Raw genomic sequence first — 19,017 nt, forward strand, 5'->3', positions numbered from 1 at the left:
GTACGATAGAAGCCTGGTATTAATAGTATACTCCTACTATTTAATACCAGGCTCTCTTTACTTATATAAAATATTCTATAGATTTATCCGGTGTCCTTCTTGTATTTGTATTAAACAAGAGCATAATTTCCCGCTTTTCAGTAGGGCCAAGGGTATAATACCCATCCTCTTCGTTGTTAAAAACTTCCATTTTAACCTTTCGATTGTAATCTTTGGGGTATCCTTCCTTTTTCAGTATATTAATCCCATCAATTGGCTTTTCCCACTCATAAGGATCAAAAAGACAAATATACTCATTATCTACATTTGTTAAAAGAATGTAATGCTCACAATTACCCAGCCACACTCTGGCGATAGCAGCACCTCCCTGTAACAAGCATTCTACTATCTTACTGTTATAACTGATGCGAACTGCATCACCAAACAGTATTTCTGTATACACCGGAAAATTTTTTGTTTTTCCAAAATGATTAAACCAGTTAGATAAAAATTGCATGGCCATACGAGAGGTTCCACTTTTACCATACTCTCCCTCGGCATTATATTCATCAAGGGTATATAAATAAATGGTTTTTATAATTTCCGGCAAGATATCTTCCCGCTCAAACAAATAGCGGAAGGCATTTATCAAGGTTGTTGGTCCGCAATCATATTCTGAGGTCTGAAAATTCAATAGATTCTTCATGGATAACCATCCTTTCTGTCCTTACAAGATGTATAAAACTATCTAATGCGGATTTTTTCGATACAGTATACTACAAAATACGACAAAAAGTAAAGTATATTGTATAATAATATTGTACACCAATTAGGGTAAATCCGTTCCTCAACGACCGGATGGGTCAAATGCATCCCGCAGAGCATCTCCGATAAAATTGATACTGATAACCAGTAATATAATTACTAGCCCCGGCGGTATCCAAAGCCATGGTTTTGAAGTAAGCACCGAAAGGGACTGGGCACCATTTAGCATATTACCAAGACTTGCCTTGGGAGGCTGAATACCCATACCTAAAAAACTTAGAGCGGCTTCATCCAATATAGAGATTGCAATCACTGAGGTTGCATATACTAAGATGGGGGCTGTTGTATTGGGTAAAATCTCCGAAAATAGTATATACCATTTTGGCATACCAGCAATATAATCCGCCTGTATGTAATTTTTTTCTCTAAGGGAAAGCACATTTCCTCTTACCAGCCTTGCAATTCCTGGCCAGTCGACAAAGCCTAATATTAATATTATGTTCATTAAACCTGGTTTAAATATGGCAGCGGATACTAAAACCAAGAGTATATAGGGAAAAGACATGACCATGTCTGTAAATCTCATAATAACCATATCAATCCAACCACCAAAATAACCGGATAAAATCCCCAATATAACACCTAGAATGGTAGATACCGCTGTTGCTGCAAAGCCTACAAAAAGCGAGATTCTTGTCCCATATAATAATCGGCTCAAAACATCCCTGCCTACCTGATCCGTACCCAGAAGAAATTTGGCGGAAGGCGGCTCACTAAAACCTCCAACAATCTTGTTTGGTGGGTAGGGTGTAAGTAAAGGTGCAAAAAGTGCACTTAATACCACAATAGTCAGAAAAACCAGACTAACCATTGCCAGCTTATGCCTCAAAAATCGTTTTAGTACAGGATTGCTTTTAATCCGGTCAGTCTTTATCATATAAACTCCCTTCCATGTGTGCTGTACATATTATAATCAGAATACTTTCTTCTAAGTTCTATTGCACATCTAATAGTCCTAATATTGAATGGTAGGGTCCACAATCGCATATAGTATGTCCGTAAGCAGATTTGTGACCATAACAACAATAGCTGACATCAGACATACTCCCATTATAACAGGATAATCTCTATTGATAATGGCACTCATCGTCATAAGTCCGAGACCCGGCCAGCTAAAAATCTGTTCAACTATAATAGCTCCTCCAAAAAGTACAGGTATTTGCATACCGAATACAGTAATCACCGGTAGTAAAGCATTACGAAGGGCATGCTTATTTATTACCTTGAATCTACCTATTCCTTTTGACTTTGCTGTACGTAAATAGTCTTTATCTAGAATTTCAAGCATAGCACTTCTGATATAACGAATATTAGTACCTGCCATGGATGTAGCCAATACCAGTACCGGCATTATCATATGCTTTATTATATCTTGCGCATTCTTCTCAGCTCCTAGCGTTGACATACCACTTGAGGGAAGCCATTGAAGCTTTATAGTAAATACATAAATCAAAATTAATGATAAAAAGAACCCCGGGACACTGCTGCCTAAAAAAGATAATGTTACAACTGTATAATCTCCTGCCGAATATTGGCGAACAGCACTGTATATACCGGCAGGTACAGCTATTATCATACTGACTGCCAATGAAGTGGACATAAGTATTAAAGTTGGTCCTATATAATTACTTATCATCTGGCTGACCGGCTGATAATTTTTTATAGAATAACCTAAGTTACCATGAAAGAGTTCTTTTAGCCAGATTAAGTACTGTATAAAGATAGGTTTGTCAAGTCCTAAAGCTGCTTCTTTTACCGCAAGTGCCTCCTTCGATACACGTGCCCCCTGAATCATCTCCAAAGGACTTCCGGCAAGGCTCATAATAAAATAATCAATAATAGTAATACCAAGTAATACCGGTATTGCTATCAGAATTCGCCTTAAAATGTATTTTAACATATTCCTCCCTTTCTGATTAACTAGAAAGCCAAACGCTTTTGCGTAATTACATATTAGAAGAATTAATTTCCCAATACATATTTCTAACCGACTAAAGCAATCATTTATTTTTTAAAAGCACCGGACATGCAGACAGATGAGAACTTCCTGGAACGACCGGGTGTAATGACGGAATATTATTCATACACACATCCTGTCTATAAGGACATCTTGGATGAAAACGGCAGCCTGTGGGTATTGCTGTATTGGAAGGAATTTCCCCCTCCAGGATAATACGTTCTCTGCTTCGTTCCGTTGGATCCGGGATAGGCGCGGCATTGCATAAAGCTTTTGTATACGGATGAACTGGGTTTGTAAAAAGCTCCGCTGCATCAGCAATCTCCACGATTTTCCCAAGATACATTACGGCAATCCGTTTACTAATATATTTTACTGCATCCAAACCATGCCCTATAAATAAATAGGTTACATGTAGATCTTTTTGTAAACTTCGTAATAAATTTAAAATTTGCGCCTGAATAGAAACATCTAATGCGCTGACTGGTTCGTCACAGATAATCAGCTTGGGATTTAAGGACAATGCTCTGGCTATTCCTATACGCTGCCGCTGCCCTCCGGAAAATTCATGGGGATAACGTTCCTTACTTTTTCCAGCAAGCCCCACCAACTCCAACAAACGGTTTACCTGTTTTAAAACATCCTGCCTGGTACATATCCCATGATACAGCATGGGTGCTGCTAATATATCATAAACCTGCTTTCTGGGGTTTAATGAAGAATACGGATCCTGAAAAACCATTTGTATCTGGGTACGGATTTGTCTCATAGCACTTCCTGATATTTTTGTCAAGTCTTGTCCTTGATACAGTATCGTGCCTTCTGTAGGTTTTTCCAATGCAGTTAATTGACGTCCAATGGTCGATTTGCCACATCCTGATTCGCCTACCAGGCCTAAGGTCTCTCCTTCTTCTATATAAAAATCCACACCGTCAACGGCATAGATTTTAGCAACGGTGTGGGGAATAATACCGCCCAGTACGGGATAATATTTTTTTAATCCACTTACTTCTATAAGTGGTACGTGCCTTTGTTCCACCAATCACTCCTCCTGTTTTTAGTGTCTTTGTTTAATAGGATGTATCTGACAGGTCAGTCCTCCAACAACGTTTATAGTGATCTTCTTTTACCATAAACATATCCTGACTTTTACTGCATAAAGAAAGTGCATACTTACACCGGTTTGAGAAACGACACCCATCCATTTCATGATATTCCTCAGGTACAGCTCCCTGAATTGGAATCAACTCACGTTCTTCATAATCTTTAATACTGGGTATAGATTGCAGCAGAGCCTTCGTATAAGGATGTTCTGGTTCTTTAAATATGGTTTCTACCAAGGCTTCTTCCACAATCTGTCCGGCATACATAACTAACACCCTATCTGCCATTTCTGCTACCACTCCCATATCATGCGTTATAAGAATAATAGACATGCCAAGTTCCTGATTTAGTCTTTTTAATAAATCCATAATCTGTGCTTGGATGGTAACATCTAGCGCAGTTGTGGGTTCATCCGCTATTACAAGCCTTGGATTACAGGATAAGGCCATAGCAATCATAACACGCTGTCTCATGCCGCCGGACAGGGTATGGGGATATTTTTTTAGTATAGCGTTAGGACTTGGCAGTCCTACTGTTCGTAGCAGCTCCTCTGCTCTCACTCTTGCCTCTTTTTTATTTAATCCCATATGGGTAACGATGGACTCTGTTAGCTGAGAACCTATCGTAAATACTGGATTTAAACTGGAAAGTGCATCTTGAAATATCATAGTAATCTGACTTCCCCTTATTAAGTCCATCTCTTTCTCAGATTTATCCACTAACGATTCTCCATTAAAGTATATACTTCCTCCGGTTATTTTTCCATTTTTTCCAAGTAACCTCAAGATAGAAAGTGACGTCACACTTTTACCGGAACCGGATTCTCCTACAATACAAAGAATCTCTCCTTCACTTACAGAAAAGCTTACTTTATCAATACAGGTAATATCCTTTTTATCGATTGAAAATGCTACCTCTAAATCTTTTACCTCTAGTAAAGGCATCACTCTGTCACATCCCAATTCTGAACATTTATAAAGGAACCGTATACATCGGGAGTCGCATTCTTAAGACGGTTGTTTACTGCTCCCATTGCACTGATAACATAGGCAGATATCATAGGTACCTCTTCTTGTGCTATAGTATTAATGGTAAGATATTGTTCTTTGATTTCTGCAATATCACTGGTGGTCTGGGTAGCTGCCAAAGCCTCTGCTACTCTGCCATTGGCAAATCCTGTCCAGCCGTCGGCAGATAAAAGCCAGTTTATATCCGGATAGGGATCTACAGGTGCATAGGTATACTGAACTGCCATAATATCAAAGCTTTTACTTCCGGCAGTCGACATAAGTGTTGCCAAATCAACTGTGGTAACCTGGATTTTAATTCCAATTTCTCCAAGTTGTGCCGCAATATAATCTGCTGCCTGCGTAAAAGTAGTATCACCACTATTTACATAAAAATTGAGAACTCTCGAAGAATCCCAGCCATCTGCCTCTGCCTCTTTTATTAATTCTTTCGCTTTTTCCGGATTGTAAGCCGTTGGGGCAAGACTGGCATCATAAAAAGGCCCGGCACTGGATAAGAAGCCGTCAACAATCTCACCCTTACCATTTAACAAACCATTCAGGATATTTTCACGGTCTATCCCATATAGTATAGCCTGGCGAATTCTTGTATCTGTTACACTTGTTGTATTAAAGAATATAGACTGGTTGGTTACTGGTGCACCATAATAAACTGTTATATTAGACAGTGCTTCCACATTCCCATAGTCTTCCTGAAGAATGTTACCTGTGGTCTGTTGAACAAAATCAATTTCTCCTGACTGAAGACTGGTTAATATCTGTGGGGCTGGTAATATCTTAATATTTAGCTTTTCAATTTTAGGTACACCCTTCCAATAATTTTTATTAGCTGTATAGGTTACAAAATGCTGTAAATCAACATCCGTAACCTGATAAGGACCATTTACAACTGTAGGTGCGTTAAACCAGTCATAGGCTGCCAAATCTTCATCGGCAACTTCCTGTAAAATATGCTTTGGAACAGTAAGAATATAACGTCCATAGGTATTTTCAAAGGTAGTAAGCGCCATCTTATATTTTGCAGTGAATTCTACCGTTTTTTCATCAATAGCCTTTACTCCGGAGATTTCTGTGGCACCCTCTTCTACAAAGCCATCATCGCCAATACCTTCAAAAGCATAAAGTGCCATACTGGCATTAGCGAGTTTGGGACTTGCCAGCTTTAATACCGTAAAAACAACATCCTCTGCCGTTACCGGTACACCATCAGACCAAACTGCCTTATCGTCTATTTTTACGGTAAAATGTATATTATCCTCGGTAGTTATAGAGGATGCGAGCATTCCTTCAAATTCCAGCTTGCTGTTTAGCTCTACTAACGGTAAGAATTCAAATGCAGCTGCGTACTTTAATATTTCTGTTGCATCCATAAGCAACGGATTTATACTGGTGAGTGTATCTGTCATACCAATGTTAACAATTTTCTCTCCCGATGTTTCTTCCTGCTTTTCCCCTGTACTTCCCTTGGTGGTATCAGAACTTGTATTTAAGGTATTCTGACATGCGGCCAGGGAAAAAGCCAAAAGCAGGCTCATTAAAAGTACAGCGATTCTTTTTTGTTTTGTTACTTGTTTCATAATTATGTCCTCCCTTTACGTTTACTTCTTAATTATAAGTATTAATCTATATAATGTAAACTCTGCTTTTAAACTTTGTAAGAAAGTTTTTAGATTCAGCAGAAAAGATGTCCTTATATACCTATCGTTTTAGTATGTATTTTAATCAATTGAAACAATTTTACTACCGTAACTTTCTTTTGTCAACTACAAAGTCTTGAAAACCAGACCCTTATTAGTTGTTGAATAATAAAAACAGGAGTATGCCTAAAATATAAGGTATACTCCTGTTTTCCGGGTTCCTGTATTCTTCTTTATTCAGTTTGATGAAAATAAACGTTACGCTTAATTACTGTACCAGACTTTGCGACTTTGTATACTTAATTACTTGCTCAGCAAAGTTTTCTAAAGCCTTCTCATTAAGATTTTTGGAGCTTATTATATAAATTCCGTTAATATCTTTATCAAAAATATAGTAAGCACTTTCCTCTTCTGAATAAAAACCATAAAACCCAGTTGGTAATCTGTTAGCGGATTGCTCCATATCCATCAGTCCATATTGGTTACCGGAATCTAATACAAATTCAACCGTGATTTCATTTCCACTCTTATGGTTCTTATACTGAAGCATCAAATAATTAAAATAACTGGTGCTTTGTGTTATGCCATAGACTTTGTAAAGGGAATACTGACCATTATATATACCTGTACCAAAATTAACAAGACAGCTATACATATCCTTGGCTATTTCCTTATCTACTTCTTTTAAAGTGTACCCCTGTTTTATCTTGTTTCGACCATCAAAAGCAGAGACAAAAAGTTTCACCGGTATGAAACTTTTATACTTTATTACCGCTTCCTTTGTTAAATCATAATTGTATTTATAAAATGCAGCTGCCTTCATATACTTTAAATAATTATCAGTATATGCAGCGCTTATATTCGAAATATTTTCATTATTGGAATCGTATTTATTTTTTTTAATATAGGCCAGCGTATCCTCCATAATCCTGTCCTCTTCCCAATAAAACTCGGTAAATTCTTTAACAACTTCTTCCTTTGTTTTCTCATACTGCATCCTGTATTTTAAAGCCTTCTTATAATTTTCCTCTGATTCATATTGCTTGATGGCAATTTCATATAAATTGTGGTTTTCAAGCTTTAATAGTTCAAGTCTTTCAATAACCTCAGCTTCTGTTACCTGAATATTTCTTTTTTCTGCCTCCTCAAGAATCAGGGCCTCAAGTATCATTCCTTCTATCAACTCTTTATCTGACATAGCAGGATACTGTTCTTTCATTTTGTTTAATTCAGAGACGTACAACTCTTCCTTATTTACTGTCAGCAGTATATCTGACTCCTCCAATGCAACTGCCGTAGACAAGGTTTTTTCCTTAAAACAAAGATGAAATACCAGTATAGCGGCTGCTATTCCCCCCAGAACAATCAAAATTCTCTTTTTTAACAGATTTTTATCTGACATAAACTGCACCCTCTCTTAATTATATACTTTCCGGGGCTGTCAATCATAGTAATACTGTTAACAGCCCCGGAAATCTTTCGTTTATCTGTAGAAGTTATTAATATAAATCTTACACTTTAAATAATAAACTAGTATTTATTTTTTGCATTATTCCACTGGTTATAATGTGTTGTACAAAGATTATCAATCAAAGTTGTATCCGAACCCTGCTTCATTACACACTTACCGGTAGTGGTATGATGGCCAAGACCATATACATGTCCAAACTCATGCTGACAGGATTTCGCATCCTGGTCATAGTTGCTATGGAACATAATTGCGTAGGGTGTACCTGTGTAGGTTGCACCATAAGTACCTCCAACATTAACATCCGAAAATGCCATCATAATATCAGCTGTTTTGTTGCCGTTATAAGTCAGTCCATGTTCTGCTTTTGCCTCATCCAACAAACCTTGAACCGTGGTGGAAGAAGAACTCCACAAAGGCTGCGCAACGCTTACAAAGTCAATGCCAAATTCTGCTGAAAGATAGTCATCCGTCCGCTCTACAACCCGATTGGCTTCATATGCATAATTACTATAAGTGCTCCTGTATTCTTCGTCACAGGGTGATGTGATATTAACGCTGATACTGGCTATTTTGTTATTAACCTGTAAATGCTCATAAATAGGTTGTCCTACCGGTAATACTACTGATTGCTTTAACGTAGTATCCGCACAAGCAATAAACTCCCCTGAATGTTCCTCTGCCATAACTGAAGTACTTGCAGTAGTTAATATTAATGCAGCAAGTGAAATTGAAATAATTTTTTTAATCATAACCAATTTAGCTCCCATCTGCGATCTTTAATCGCGTACAAATCAAGGGGTTGAATATTTTATTCAACCTTTCAAACATGCCGCTGTGCGGCACAAACAATCCAATGCAGAAGCCTGTGCTTTTTGGACTTCTTCCGGTGTGAAACTAAAGAATTCTTAGTCCGTGTTCTTTGCAGGCTTAGAATTTCTTTTCACACTTCTCCTTCTCAATTTGCCTTAGATTTTTATCCTCCCTAATTGCATATACTCTTTCCGCTAAGTTGTATTTCCTTTTCCCTTGGCATACCACCATAACGTTTTATAATTATGAACCAAGGCAACTCCCCCCTTTCCATTAACTATATAGCAGACTTAGCATAACATACATTTATGCTTTATGCGTCTTTGTGTAGAATTTCCTATAGATTGATGGAGTAAATTAATAGTGGTATTAAGAAATATAAGAATGAGGGTAATAAGGGGGGCTATTTTTAGGATTCCCTGTGATAAACCAATTGCAACTCTCTGATTTGTTTTCTTCTTGGTTGGCTGATGGGTAGATGAGTAGAATTGAATAGTATGACTTCATCATACTTAAATGTCATGACATGAGCATAGTTAACCACAAAAGATTTGTGAATACCCATAAAACGATGTTTTTTTACCTGATTATATACATCCTCTAATTTACCATAGAACACATCTTCCCCATCAACTGTTACAATTCTTATCTGACGGTTCATGCTCTCAAAATAGAGGATGTTTTTAATCGGTTTCTTAATGACTTCATTACGACGCCGATAGCTGAAGGTCTCACCCATCTTATCGGTTAACTTCATACCGGTTTTAATATCTTTAATAATCTTATCTGCATAAATAGGGAGGGATAAAAAATGCATTGGTCTGATTTCTATTAATTCCCGATAATCTTTATCATTCGTTGACATATAAACAATTTGCATAGTCTGGTTATCAAATTCCTCCCTTATTATCCTTCCAAAGTCAACACCATTAAGTTCTCCAAGGTCCATTCCCAGAAAAATCTGGTCATAGTCTTCACCTCTAGAAATAAATCGTAACAATTCCTCCCCTGAATTGTACAAATCGATTTCCAACTCAACCCTGGCATTTTTTTTAAAATCCAGTGCAACATTTTCAATCTGCAAGCAGATTCCTGCCTTTTTGTGGCATACAGCAATTCGAAACATATAAAATACACCTACTCCCCAAGTGATTTTTTGTCTCTATATTATACCATATTTTGTAAATAAATGTTTAAAAATTATTTACATTTTTCTTACGATTATATTTAGCAGTAATAAAATATAACTTACTGCTTCTCTAACAATTTATACTCCTCATTAATCTTTACAATTATAGTATTTTCTTCACCCTGATAAATCGGTTCTCCCTTTATATTTCTATTAGCCTGGTTGTTTTTATTTGGTTTTTTGTCATCTGAAACCACACTTTTGACCTTGCCAATTTTTATTAAATGATTGGTATCAATATCCACGTCTAAAGCAGAAACTTGATAGATGTCGCCTTTATATTTAATCATAAGTTGCTTTTCTTCAACCGTCGAAACAACTTCTGAAACAGCCGGCACCTTCTTATCTTCCTCTTTGGCTAGGATTGTTTCTTCGGATTGAACTGGTATATGAGCCGTTAAGTCATCTTGCTTTTGTAATAATTCTGTATTCTCAGAATGAATTTTAGCCTGATTGCTACATCCCCACAATAATAATGTTATACTTAATATAATTAAAAGTCCAACTTGCTTTTTCACTTTTATTAACTCCTTTTTCTTTTTTAAATATCTCCAGCATTTCCCAATTACTTAAATATCTCAGAAGATTTAATCACTGAAAAAATATCTTCATTGCTCAAATCATCGCTCTTAATATAATAGTCAATAATATAGCCCTGTTCCTCAACTGCAAACCGATAAACAATATTGGACTGCCTGGCTTCTCCTTTTTCCACACGTAGTTCTTTTCTCATTGCAAGTACCTCAGGTGTAAGCTCATTCCACTGGAAAATAGGATGACGCATCGATAGATAAAGGGGTTCGGGTATGGTATCTGCGTAAGGAACGGAATAATCCGATATGTTATATCTTTCCGTTTCTTCAGCTTTTACCACTCTTTCTACATAATCAGCTGTACCATCACTCCTGCTGATACTTATTCTAATTTCTTTAAAATCCTCCGTATATAAGATTAAAAACTTCTCTTCTACTGTGTTCTCATTATAGATAACAGCCTCTTCAAATTGATATGCCTCCGGTACAGCTTTTGGAAGGAACTTTCCATATACCTCATGTACATAACTGTCCGCCTCTGATAAGAATACCGGGTCTACTTCATTTTCTGCTTTTTGGTCAGTATTTATTGGTACTTTATCACCTGTCATTGTCTGCTTATCCTCTGTGGCTATTGCAGACATATCATTCTTGTAGGCACTTTGCTTTGATGCTATATAAACTCTAACTTCCTGAAACTTGCTTACACTGGTAGCTAAAATTGTTAAAATAGCTGCCGTGGCCAGTATCTTACGATACTTGAAATCTTTAGAAGATTTGAAAAGCTTTCTTTGCTCTTTGTACATCATTTCTTTTGTTTTCTCAACTAATGCCTTATTTGGCTCTATTTTCTCTAGATAGGAACGGTAACTATCTTCAAACATAATTTTCTTCCTCCTTCATATACTCTCGTAACAGCCTTCTGGCTCTGGTAAGCTGCATGCGTATTGTAGATTCCTTTCGATTCAATAGTTCACTGATTTGTGCAGTGGACATATCTTCATAGTAAAATAAGTGGATTGCAATTCGATATACCGGTGGAAGCTTCGCCAGATATTCTTCCAGGGTATACCCTCTAATAATCTGGTCTTCTGTTTTATTTATGGGAAAATCCATATCTAGAGGTACCGTATGGGTTCGAAATGAGTTTTTCCAAAAACTATTAAAACAATTAATGGTTACTCGGATAAACCAGGCCTTTTCGTGTTCTTCTTTTTCAAACTTCGGCTGCTTTCGGATATATCTTAAAAATACTTCTTGAAATATGTCATCCGCATCTTCTCTATTCCTGGTTCTTGCATACGCTAATTTATATACCATGGAAGAATACTTTTCAATTATGTTATCAATTGTAATGTCATTACCAGTTGATGAAACAGTCATTAAAAAACCTCCTTTCACTAATAAAACCCTTTACTTGAATAAAATGCCACCTGAAAAAAATTTTTTATCACTCTAAAATCCTTCCATGGCTTCCACCATATGGTGTCCTCATCCTAAATCAAATAATTTACAGCTACTCCTAATCCAATTATAATATTTTCTGTTAATAATATCCATTAAAATAATATATCCGTTAATCCTATACATATAGCAAGCCTCTTGCGAATTCCTTAAATTGAATCGAGAATTAGCAACTCGTTTTTAAATTTAATTATAAACTCTGTTCCTGAAATCAAAAAAAAGTGCAAGAGCAGCCTTACCCAGACCACTCTCGCACTCTTATACCTTTAATGCAAACGGAATACCGTCATAGAATTACTTTTAAATACATATGAAAAACCAGAATTTTCTATCCGTAGTTCTTTCTGTACCGGCTTTATCCAATCCGGACGCTCAAAGGAATTTTCTCCTTCTAACGGATAATTTTCTAAGGTAAACACCTTCCCTTCCATAACCTCTGCGTGCAGAATTTTAATTTCTGCTTCACAATCTACCTTTTGAATATTAACCGCTTTTATAATGACTTCTCCCGTACTTTCATCAATACTTGAAGAATAATATAAAGGTTTCACCATAACCGGCTTACTTTCAATTGCATGATACTCGTTCCCATCTATAAAGGTTTTTATAAAACGCTCTCTAACCTTTAATTCGAGCTGATACACTCTATCTCTCTCTACCGTAAACATACACTGGCTCAGACAGGAACCTCTTCCATTGTTCCGTTCACATAGCACAACATCCTGATTCTGCCAACCGCCGATTTCCCATTGGAACTCATTACCGGATAAAGAATTAGCAAAAGGTTTATCACCTTTCGGTTGGTGTCCAAAATATAGATTGAAACCTTTAACTCCTTCCGTCTCCTTTGCTTTAAGCTTTACGGTATAATTTTTCCATAATACCCTGGTAATATATGCTAGCTCACCTTTTTTAACTCTTCGGTCATCAAAATATTTTACTTCTCCTGTATCATCATTCACTACAGATATTTCTGAATATTCTGCTTCGGAATCATTTGTTGCCAGTATTATGTCACCGAAGATACTGTCGGGAGTTTCTGTCACCAGTACTGCTTCTGGTTCCTTTTCAGCCTTTATCGCTAGCAATCTGTCACCCTGATGGTTCATAAAGAGCTTTTGTACATAATAATTAGCGGTACCAAAGACCTGATGATTGTTATACCATATCATATCCGGTCTCCAGTTCACGTAGTCTGCGTTACAAAGCATTGGTGCATAGCAGGCAAGTGCAACTGCATGCGCGTTACGTTCAAGGCCTATCATGTAAGTAGCTTCTGCAAGAGCATTGTAATAGGTATTTCCCCAGGAAGCATATTCTCCAAGAAATACATTTGGATCCTCTTTTAAAAAGGCATCATAACGATGATGATTAGCGATAAACCACTCCGGAGAACAATAATAATGCTCATCTACTAAATCGGAACCGTTCTCTTTCGCGGATTTCCAACCTCTTTCGTACTCCCCTCCGGCGGGAAAAGGACTGCCAGAATTAATAATCTTTATATTGGGGTACTTCTGCCTGATTGCCTTATGGAAATATACATAGCGGATAAAAAATTCTTCTCCCACCTCTTCATTGCCGATTGCAATGTATTCTAGCCCAAAGGGAGCCTCATGCCCCAGTTCGGCACGCTTTTTTCCCCATACGGTGTTACTATCACCATTGGCGAATTCAATTAAATCAAGAGCGTCATCTATCCAGGGCTGCAAGCGGTCAAGCTCCACAGCTCGTCTATGATGTGGGTCCCAACCCCCGGGCAGAACCGGTATAGGTTTTGCACCAATATCTTCGCAAAATTGAAAATATTCATAATAACCAAGACCAAGCGTCTGGTTATACCCCCAGTTACTTCTTCTTGCTGGTCTCTCCTCCAAAGGTCCTATGGTATTTTTCCAACGATACATAGCATCTCTGGCAGCCGGGTCAAGAGAACCGTCATGTACCAGGCAGCCACCAGGAAAACGCATGAATTTCGGTTTTAGTTCCTCAAGTTTTGTGGCAATATCCTTTCTTAGCCCATTTCTCCTGCCTTTATAAGTATCCTTTGGAAACAACGATACAAAATCAAGATATACCTTTCCTCGGCCGGAAATAGTTAAAGCAAGCCTTCCACTGTTATCAGTAACTGGCGAAGTAATCTCAACTTCATACTTTTTCCAATCTTCATCCAGATAAATTTCCTGGCTGGTATAAATAATTCCTTCTTTATTTCGTAAAGAAATTGTAAGAGGCTCTTTAAAACATTGTTCTCGTTTGGCATAGCAAGTAAAATAATAGATTGCCCCTTCCTCAAATACCATCCCTGTATTGTATCCTAAGTTCTGGACACCCACATCTGCTCCCGGAACCAATACATCCATTGCCAAATAATGAGGATTTTTATGACTTACCGGATTTCCTGTTTCAATCAATAACCTTGCCTCTCCATTTGTTTGAATCTTTTCCCATGCAGTCAGGGGATGATATGCCGCATTGTCAATGGGAGCAAATTCAAAGGAACGGTTTCTAACCATTTCAGCATATAACCCCCCATCAGCAGCATGGTTTAGATCTTCAAAAAATATCCCGAATAAATCCCCCAAAGCATCCTTTTTGATTTTTGTATCAACTATTAATTTCATTATAACTCCCTTCTGTGTGCCTTAGCATAAAGAATTAGTAAAAGCCAATTGTACCTAAAATTTTGCTTGATATATTTTGCTAATGTAATATAATTTTATATAGGACAGAACACAATTACAATGATATTTATTACGGAGTATTTGATTTATTCTGTAATATCTTCCAGTTAGTTCAAAAAAATATATAGTCTTAAAATAACTAAAAGTAAGGAGCTAACCAAATTAAAATGATTGTTGTAAAAGCAGCCTCCTACGAGTGCTATCACGAAAACGGCATAAATATATACCGCCCCAAAGGCACAAAGGATTATTTGTTTCTATACTTTCGATCTGATGCTGAAATTATACTTCATAAGACTTATGAAATAATTAAAGCGAATACCTTTTTTCTATATCCTAAAGGTGCACCGCAGTGCTACCGTAAAACAAATGGTTCTTTTAACAATGACTGGATTCACTTTACCATAGATTCAGGTAAAAGTTTTTTTCAGGAACTAAAAATTCCGTTCTGCACCCCTTTAATATTACCTGACTCCTCCATAATAAATATGTCTATGTACGATATACGTAACGAATTTTTTCAATCAGGAACACATCAGACACAAATCCTTGATGCAAAGATGCGGACTTTATTCTACAAATTCAGTGATTGTTATTATGACAAACCCAGCGAAACGAATTCCTTAAATGCAAATTATCAAAAGCTTTTATTATTACGCTCTCAAATAAGCACCTATAAGTATTTACAATCCAGTATTCCGGAAATTGCAGCCAAACTTAATATGAGTAGTTCCCATCTAGCTCATTTATATAAAAAATTTTTTCTTATAACTTTAGAACAAGATATCATTAACAGCAGAATTCACTATGCCAAAACCTTACTCCTTAATCCCATTTACACAATTACAGATATATGCTATCAATGCGGTTATGGAAACATCGAGCATTTCTCAAGACAATTTAAGAAACTAACCGGACATTCCCCCAGCCATTACCGGAAAGAGTTTTTTAATGCATAAAAAAGACACGTACCCGAATTAATTCGAGTACATGTCTTTTCCTTTTTACTCCCTATAAATCTTAAAGGCATTTTTAATCACCTTTATGATAAACGCATCTTGAAATCATCATAGCCAAACTGCTTTATTACCTTGGTACCTTTTTCTTGACTATGAATAGCTATTGCCGGTAGGCCTACACCGTTAAACGTATTATTCTTAACCATGGTATAATGTCCCATGTCACAGAACACAAGATAATCTCCTGGTTCTAAAGGTTCTTTAAAGGAATAATCTCCAATAACATCCCCTGCAAGACAGGTAGGACCTCCAAGGCGATACGTATAAGGTAATTCTCCCGGCATACCAGCTCCAAGTATCTGAGGCCTGTAAGGCATCTCTAAAACGTCCGGCATATGGCATGCTGCTGAGGTATCTAATATAGCAAGCTCTAAACCATTATTTAGAGTATCAAGTACTCTGGCTACTAAAAACCCTGTGTTTAAGGCAACTGCCTCTCCCGGCTCTAAATACACATCAATCTGATATTTTTCTTTTATAAAAAGGATACAACGTATTAAGGTTTCAATGTCATAATCCGGTCTTGTAATATGATGTCCACCACCAAAGTTAATCCATTTCATACTTTTTAGATAAGTTCCGAATTTCTCATCCACTACCTTTAATGTACGTTCCAAAACATCGGCGTTCTGTTCACACATCGTATGAAAATGAAGTCCGTCAATCCCTGAAAGTTCTTCCGGTTCAAACTGAGATAAGGTAACTCCCATTCTGGAACCAGTAAAACATGGATTATACATATCCGTTTCAATTTCTGAGTATTCAGGGTTTATACGTATTCCACATTCAATCTTTTTACTATTTGCCTTTACTATTGCTTTGTACTTTTTCCATTGAGAAAAGGAATTGAAGACAATATGATCACAGTAGGAAACGATTTCCTTCATTTCATCTTCTCTGTAAGCAGGTGAAAATATATGAACTTCTCCTTTCATCTCCTCTTTACCCAATCTTGCTTCATACAGGGAACTTGCCGTTGTCCCCTGTAAATATTTTTCCAGTAAAGGATATACGGAAAACATAGAAAAAGCTTTTTGAGCTAACAGGATTTTACACCCAGTTCTCTCTGATACATATTTTAATGTCTCCAAATTCTTTATAAGAAGTGTTTCTTCAATAATATAAGCCGGTGTAGGAAGGCTTTTAACGTCAAATTTGATACTATCTTCCATGTCTCCTCCTAATCTACCAAAGTCGGAGCGAACTCTTCTTTCCAAGGAAGTCCCCATTTATTTAATGCTTCCATAAATGGATCGGGATCGAATTCTTCTACATTAAATACACCTGGTTTTTTCCATTTCTTCTGCAATACCATCATGGCACCAATCATAGCCGGAACACCTGTAGTGTAAGAAATGGCCTGTGAGCCAACTTCCTTATAGCATTCCTCATGATCACATACATTATATACGTAATAAGTTTTATCTTCTCCATTCTTTGTACCCTGATAAATGCATCCAATGTTAGTTTTACCTTTCGTTCTTGGTCCTAAAGATGCAGGGTCTGGAAGTACTGCCTTTAAAAACTGTAACGGTACAATCTTTTGTCCTTCAAAATCAATAGGTTCAATAGAAGTCATACCTACATTTTCAAGAACTCTAAGGTGTGTTATATATTTTTCAGAAAAAGTCATCCAGAATCGGATTTTTTCAATTCCTTTTATATTTAATGCAAGAGATTCCATTTCTTCATGATGAAGTAAATAAATATCCTTGTTACCGATTTCCGGGAAATTATAAACTCTTTTGATTTCTAATGGTTCGGTTTCAATAAATTGCCCCTTTTCAAAATAACTTCCGTTAGCAGTTATCTCACGGATATTAATTTCAGGATTAAAATTTGTTGCAAAAGGATAGCCGTGATCCCCTGCATTAGCATCTAAAATATCTATTTGTTTGATTTCATCAAAATAATGTTTCATGGCAAAAGCCGAGAAAACGCCTGTTACTCCCGGGTCAAATCCACATCCAAGAACCGCTGTGATACCAGCTTTCTCGAACTTTTCTTTATAAGCCCATTGCCATTTATATTCGAATTTAGCCGTATCTAGCGGCTCATAGTTGGCTGTATCCAGATAGTCCACCTTAGTTGCCAGACAAGCATCCATAATAGTTAAGTCTTGGTAAGGCAGGGCAACATTAATTACAATATCCGGTTTGAACTGATTAATTAAAGCAATAACCTCTTCTGTATTATCCGCATCAAGTGAAGCTGTAGAGATTTTTGTTTTACCTTCCTTTAATTTTTCCTTAAGAGCATCACATTTTGATACAGTTCTGCTTGCGATGCAGATTTCTTCAAAAACCTCCGGGTTCTGGCAACATTTATGAACAACTACGCTGGCTACTCCTCCAGCACCGATTATTAACGCTTTTCCCATGATAGTACCTCCTGAATCTTTTACTTAATTTATTAACGTTCTTCTAGCTGCTCTTTCACATAGTTTGGAATTGCGAAAGCCCCAACATGTAAATCTGTATTATAGTATTTTGTCTTTAAACCCAACTTATTCCATTTGTCACTGTCTAAATCCTGAATCGGATCATATTTTTTGGAAGCAAAACCAAAAAGCCAATGACCAGACGGATACGTTGGTATATGTGCCTGATAAATCTTCGCAACCGGAAAGCTGTCCTGTATTCTTTGATGCGCACGTTTCATGGATTCCGCATAGGAAGTATAATACATACTTTCATGCTGGTTAACTAAAATACCATCCTCCTTTAAGGCACGGTAGCAATTGCCATAAAACTCCTTCGTAAAAAGCCCTTCTCCCGGCCCGAAAGGATCCGTGGAATCTACAATAATTAAATCATATTCTGAAACTTTTCCCCTAACAAATTTCAAACCGTCTTCAAAGTACAGATGAACCTTATTGTCCGTTAAGCCGCATGCTGTAAGCGGAAGATATTCTTTACAAACCGTTACGACATCCTTATCAATTTCTACCATATCAATATGGGTGATTGTCTTATAACGTAACAGTTCTCTGACCGTACCTCCATCACCTGCTCCAATTACCAGCACTTTACTGATATTCGGATTGACTGCCATAGGAACATGGGTTATCATGTCGTGATAGATGAATTCGTCTTTTTCAGTCACCATGAGAAAACCATCCAGAGTCAATATCTTACCAAATTCCTTGGATTCAAAAACATCAATTCTCTGAAATTCGCTCTGCTTACTGAAAAGATGCTTGTCAACTTTTATAGAAAATCTTGCTTCATCTGTGTGATTTTCCGTAAACCATAACTCCATTATTTTACCCAGCATACCGCAGTTTTTCCTGTGGTATTGCCACTCTTAAAAAGGTT

17 protein-coding genes are annotated in these 19,017 nt (G+C 37.0%); 1 reads left to right on the forward strand and 16 read right to left on the reverse strand.

What is annotated here, in order from left to right; genetic code table 11:
• Window positions 1–61 precede the first annotated feature (61 nt).
• From acsn021_RS12435 to acsn021_RS12495, 13 genes are all read right to left on the reverse strand, one after another.
• Window positions 62–685, reverse strand: a complete 624-nt coding sequence (locus acsn021_RS12435) for a peptidase C39 (protein WP_184088793.1) — start codon at window positions 683–685, stop codon at window positions 62–64.
• Between the two features lie 141 nt (window positions 686–826).
• Complete coding sequence (gene opp4C / locus acsn021_RS12440) at window positions 827–1,681, reverse strand: oligopeptide ABC transporter permease (protein WP_184088790.1); 855 nt, start codon at window positions 1,679–1,681, stop codon at window positions 827–829.
• 78 nt (window positions 1,682–1,759) lie between these two features.
• Window positions 1,760–2,704, reverse strand: a complete 945-nt coding sequence (locus acsn021_RS12445) for an ABC transporter permease (RefSeq protein ID WP_184088787.1) — start codon at window positions 2,702–2,704, stop codon at window positions 1,760–1,762.
• A 100-nt stretch (window positions 2,705–2,804) separates the two neighbouring features.
• Window positions 2,805–3,803 (reverse strand): ABC transporter ATP-binding protein, encoded by a 999-nt coding sequence (locus acsn021_RS12450; protein ID WP_184088784.1) that lies wholly within the window; start codon window positions 3,801–3,803, stop codon window positions 2,805–2,807.
• 28 nt (window positions 3,804–3,831) lie between these two features.
• On the reverse strand, window positions 3,832–4,812 hold the full coding sequence (locus tag acsn021_RS12455) for an ABC transporter ATP-binding protein (RefSeq protein WP_184088781.1): 981 nt from the start codon (window positions 4,810–4,812) through the stop codon (window positions 3,832–3,834).
• Window positions 4,809–6,470, reverse strand: a complete 1,662-nt coding sequence (locus tag acsn021_RS12460) for an ABC transporter substrate-binding protein (RefSeq protein WP_184088778.1) — start codon at window positions 6,468–6,470, stop codon at window positions 4,809–4,811. The genes acsn021_RS12455 and acsn021_RS12460 overlap by 4 nt, the downstream gene beginning before the upstream one ends.
• Before the next feature lie 328 nt (window positions 6,471–6,798).
• Window positions 6,799–7,932, reverse strand: coding sequence for a SurA N-terminal domain-containing protein (locus acsn021_RS12465; protein ID WP_184088775.1), 1,134 nt, complete (start codon window positions 7,930–7,932; stop codon window positions 6,799–6,801).
• Between the two features lie 128 nt (window positions 7,933–8,060).
• Entirely contained in the window at window positions 8,061–8,750 is a 690-nt protein-coding gene (locus acsn021_RS12470) for a M12 family metallo-peptidase (protein ID WP_184088772.1), read from the reverse strand.
• A gap of 470 nt (window positions 8,751–9,220) precedes the next feature.
• Window positions 9,221–9,937, reverse strand: coding sequence for a LytR/AlgR family response regulator transcription factor (locus acsn021_RS12475; RefSeq protein WP_184088769.1), 717 nt, complete (start codon window positions 9,935–9,937; stop codon window positions 9,221–9,223).
• A gap of 122 nt (window positions 9,938–10,059) precedes the next feature.
• Entirely contained in the window at window positions 10,060–10,518 is a 459-nt protein-coding gene (locus acsn021_RS12480; protein ID WP_184088767.1) for a hypothetical protein, read from the reverse strand.
• 47 nt (window positions 10,519–10,565) lie between these two features.
• A complete protein-coding gene (locus acsn021_RS12485; protein ID WP_184088764.1) occupies window positions 10,566–11,417 on the reverse strand; it encodes a hypothetical protein in 852 nt (283 codons plus the stop codon).
• Window positions 11,410–11,916, reverse strand: coding sequence for an RNA polymerase sigma factor (locus acsn021_RS12490; RefSeq protein WP_184088761.1), 507 nt, complete (start codon window positions 11,914–11,916; stop codon window positions 11,410–11,412). The genes acsn021_RS12485 and acsn021_RS12490 overlap by 8 nt, the downstream gene beginning before the upstream one ends.
• A 347-nt stretch (window positions 11,917–12,263) precedes the next feature.
• On the reverse strand, window positions 12,264–14,621 hold the full coding sequence (locus acsn021_RS12495) for an alpha-L-arabinofuranosidase C-terminal domain-containing protein (protein WP_184088759.1): 2,358 nt from the start codon (window positions 14,619–14,621) through the stop codon (window positions 12,264–12,266).
• Between the two features lie 227 nt (window positions 14,622–14,848).
• On the opposite strand from acsn021_RS12495, the gene acsn021_RS12500 reads away from it, so the two are divergent.
• On the forward strand, window positions 14,849–15,640 hold the full coding sequence (locus tag acsn021_RS12500) for a helix-turn-helix domain-containing protein (RefSeq protein WP_184088754.1): 792 nt from the start codon (window positions 14,849–14,851) through the stop codon (window positions 15,638–15,640).
• 83 nt (window positions 15,641–15,723) lie between these two features.
• Here acsn021_RS12500 and nspC read toward each other — a convergent pair whose 3' ends face one another.
• Genes nspC through speE form a run of 3 tightly spaced genes read right to left on the reverse strand, consistent with a single transcriptional unit; the run spans window position 15,724 to window position 18,961 of the window.
• Window positions 15,724–16,872: a carboxynorspermidine decarboxylase gene (nspC, locus tag acsn021_RS12505; RefSeq protein ID WP_184088751.1), complete on the reverse strand. Its 1,149-nt coding sequence runs from the start codon at window positions 16,870–16,872 to the stop codon at window positions 15,724–15,726.
• A gap of 8 nt (window positions 16,873–16,880) precedes the next feature.
• On the reverse strand, window positions 16,881–18,080 hold the full coding sequence (locus acsn021_RS12510; protein WP_184088747.1) for a saccharopine dehydrogenase family protein: 1,200 nt from the start codon (window positions 18,078–18,080) through the stop codon (window positions 16,881–16,883).
• Window positions 18,081–18,112: 32 nt separating this feature from the next.
• On the reverse strand, window positions 18,113–18,961 hold the full coding sequence (speE, locus tag acsn021_RS12515) for a polyamine aminopropyltransferase (RefSeq protein ID WP_184090019.1): 849 nt from the start codon (window positions 18,959–18,961) through the stop codon (window positions 18,113–18,115).
• Window positions 18,962–19,017 lie beyond the last annotated feature (56 nt).

The organism is Anaerocolumna cellulosilytica, from assembly GCF_014218335.1.
Classification (GTDB): Bacteria; Bacillota; Clostridia; order Lachnospirales; family Lachnospiraceae; genus Anaerocolumna; species Anaerocolumna cellulosilytica.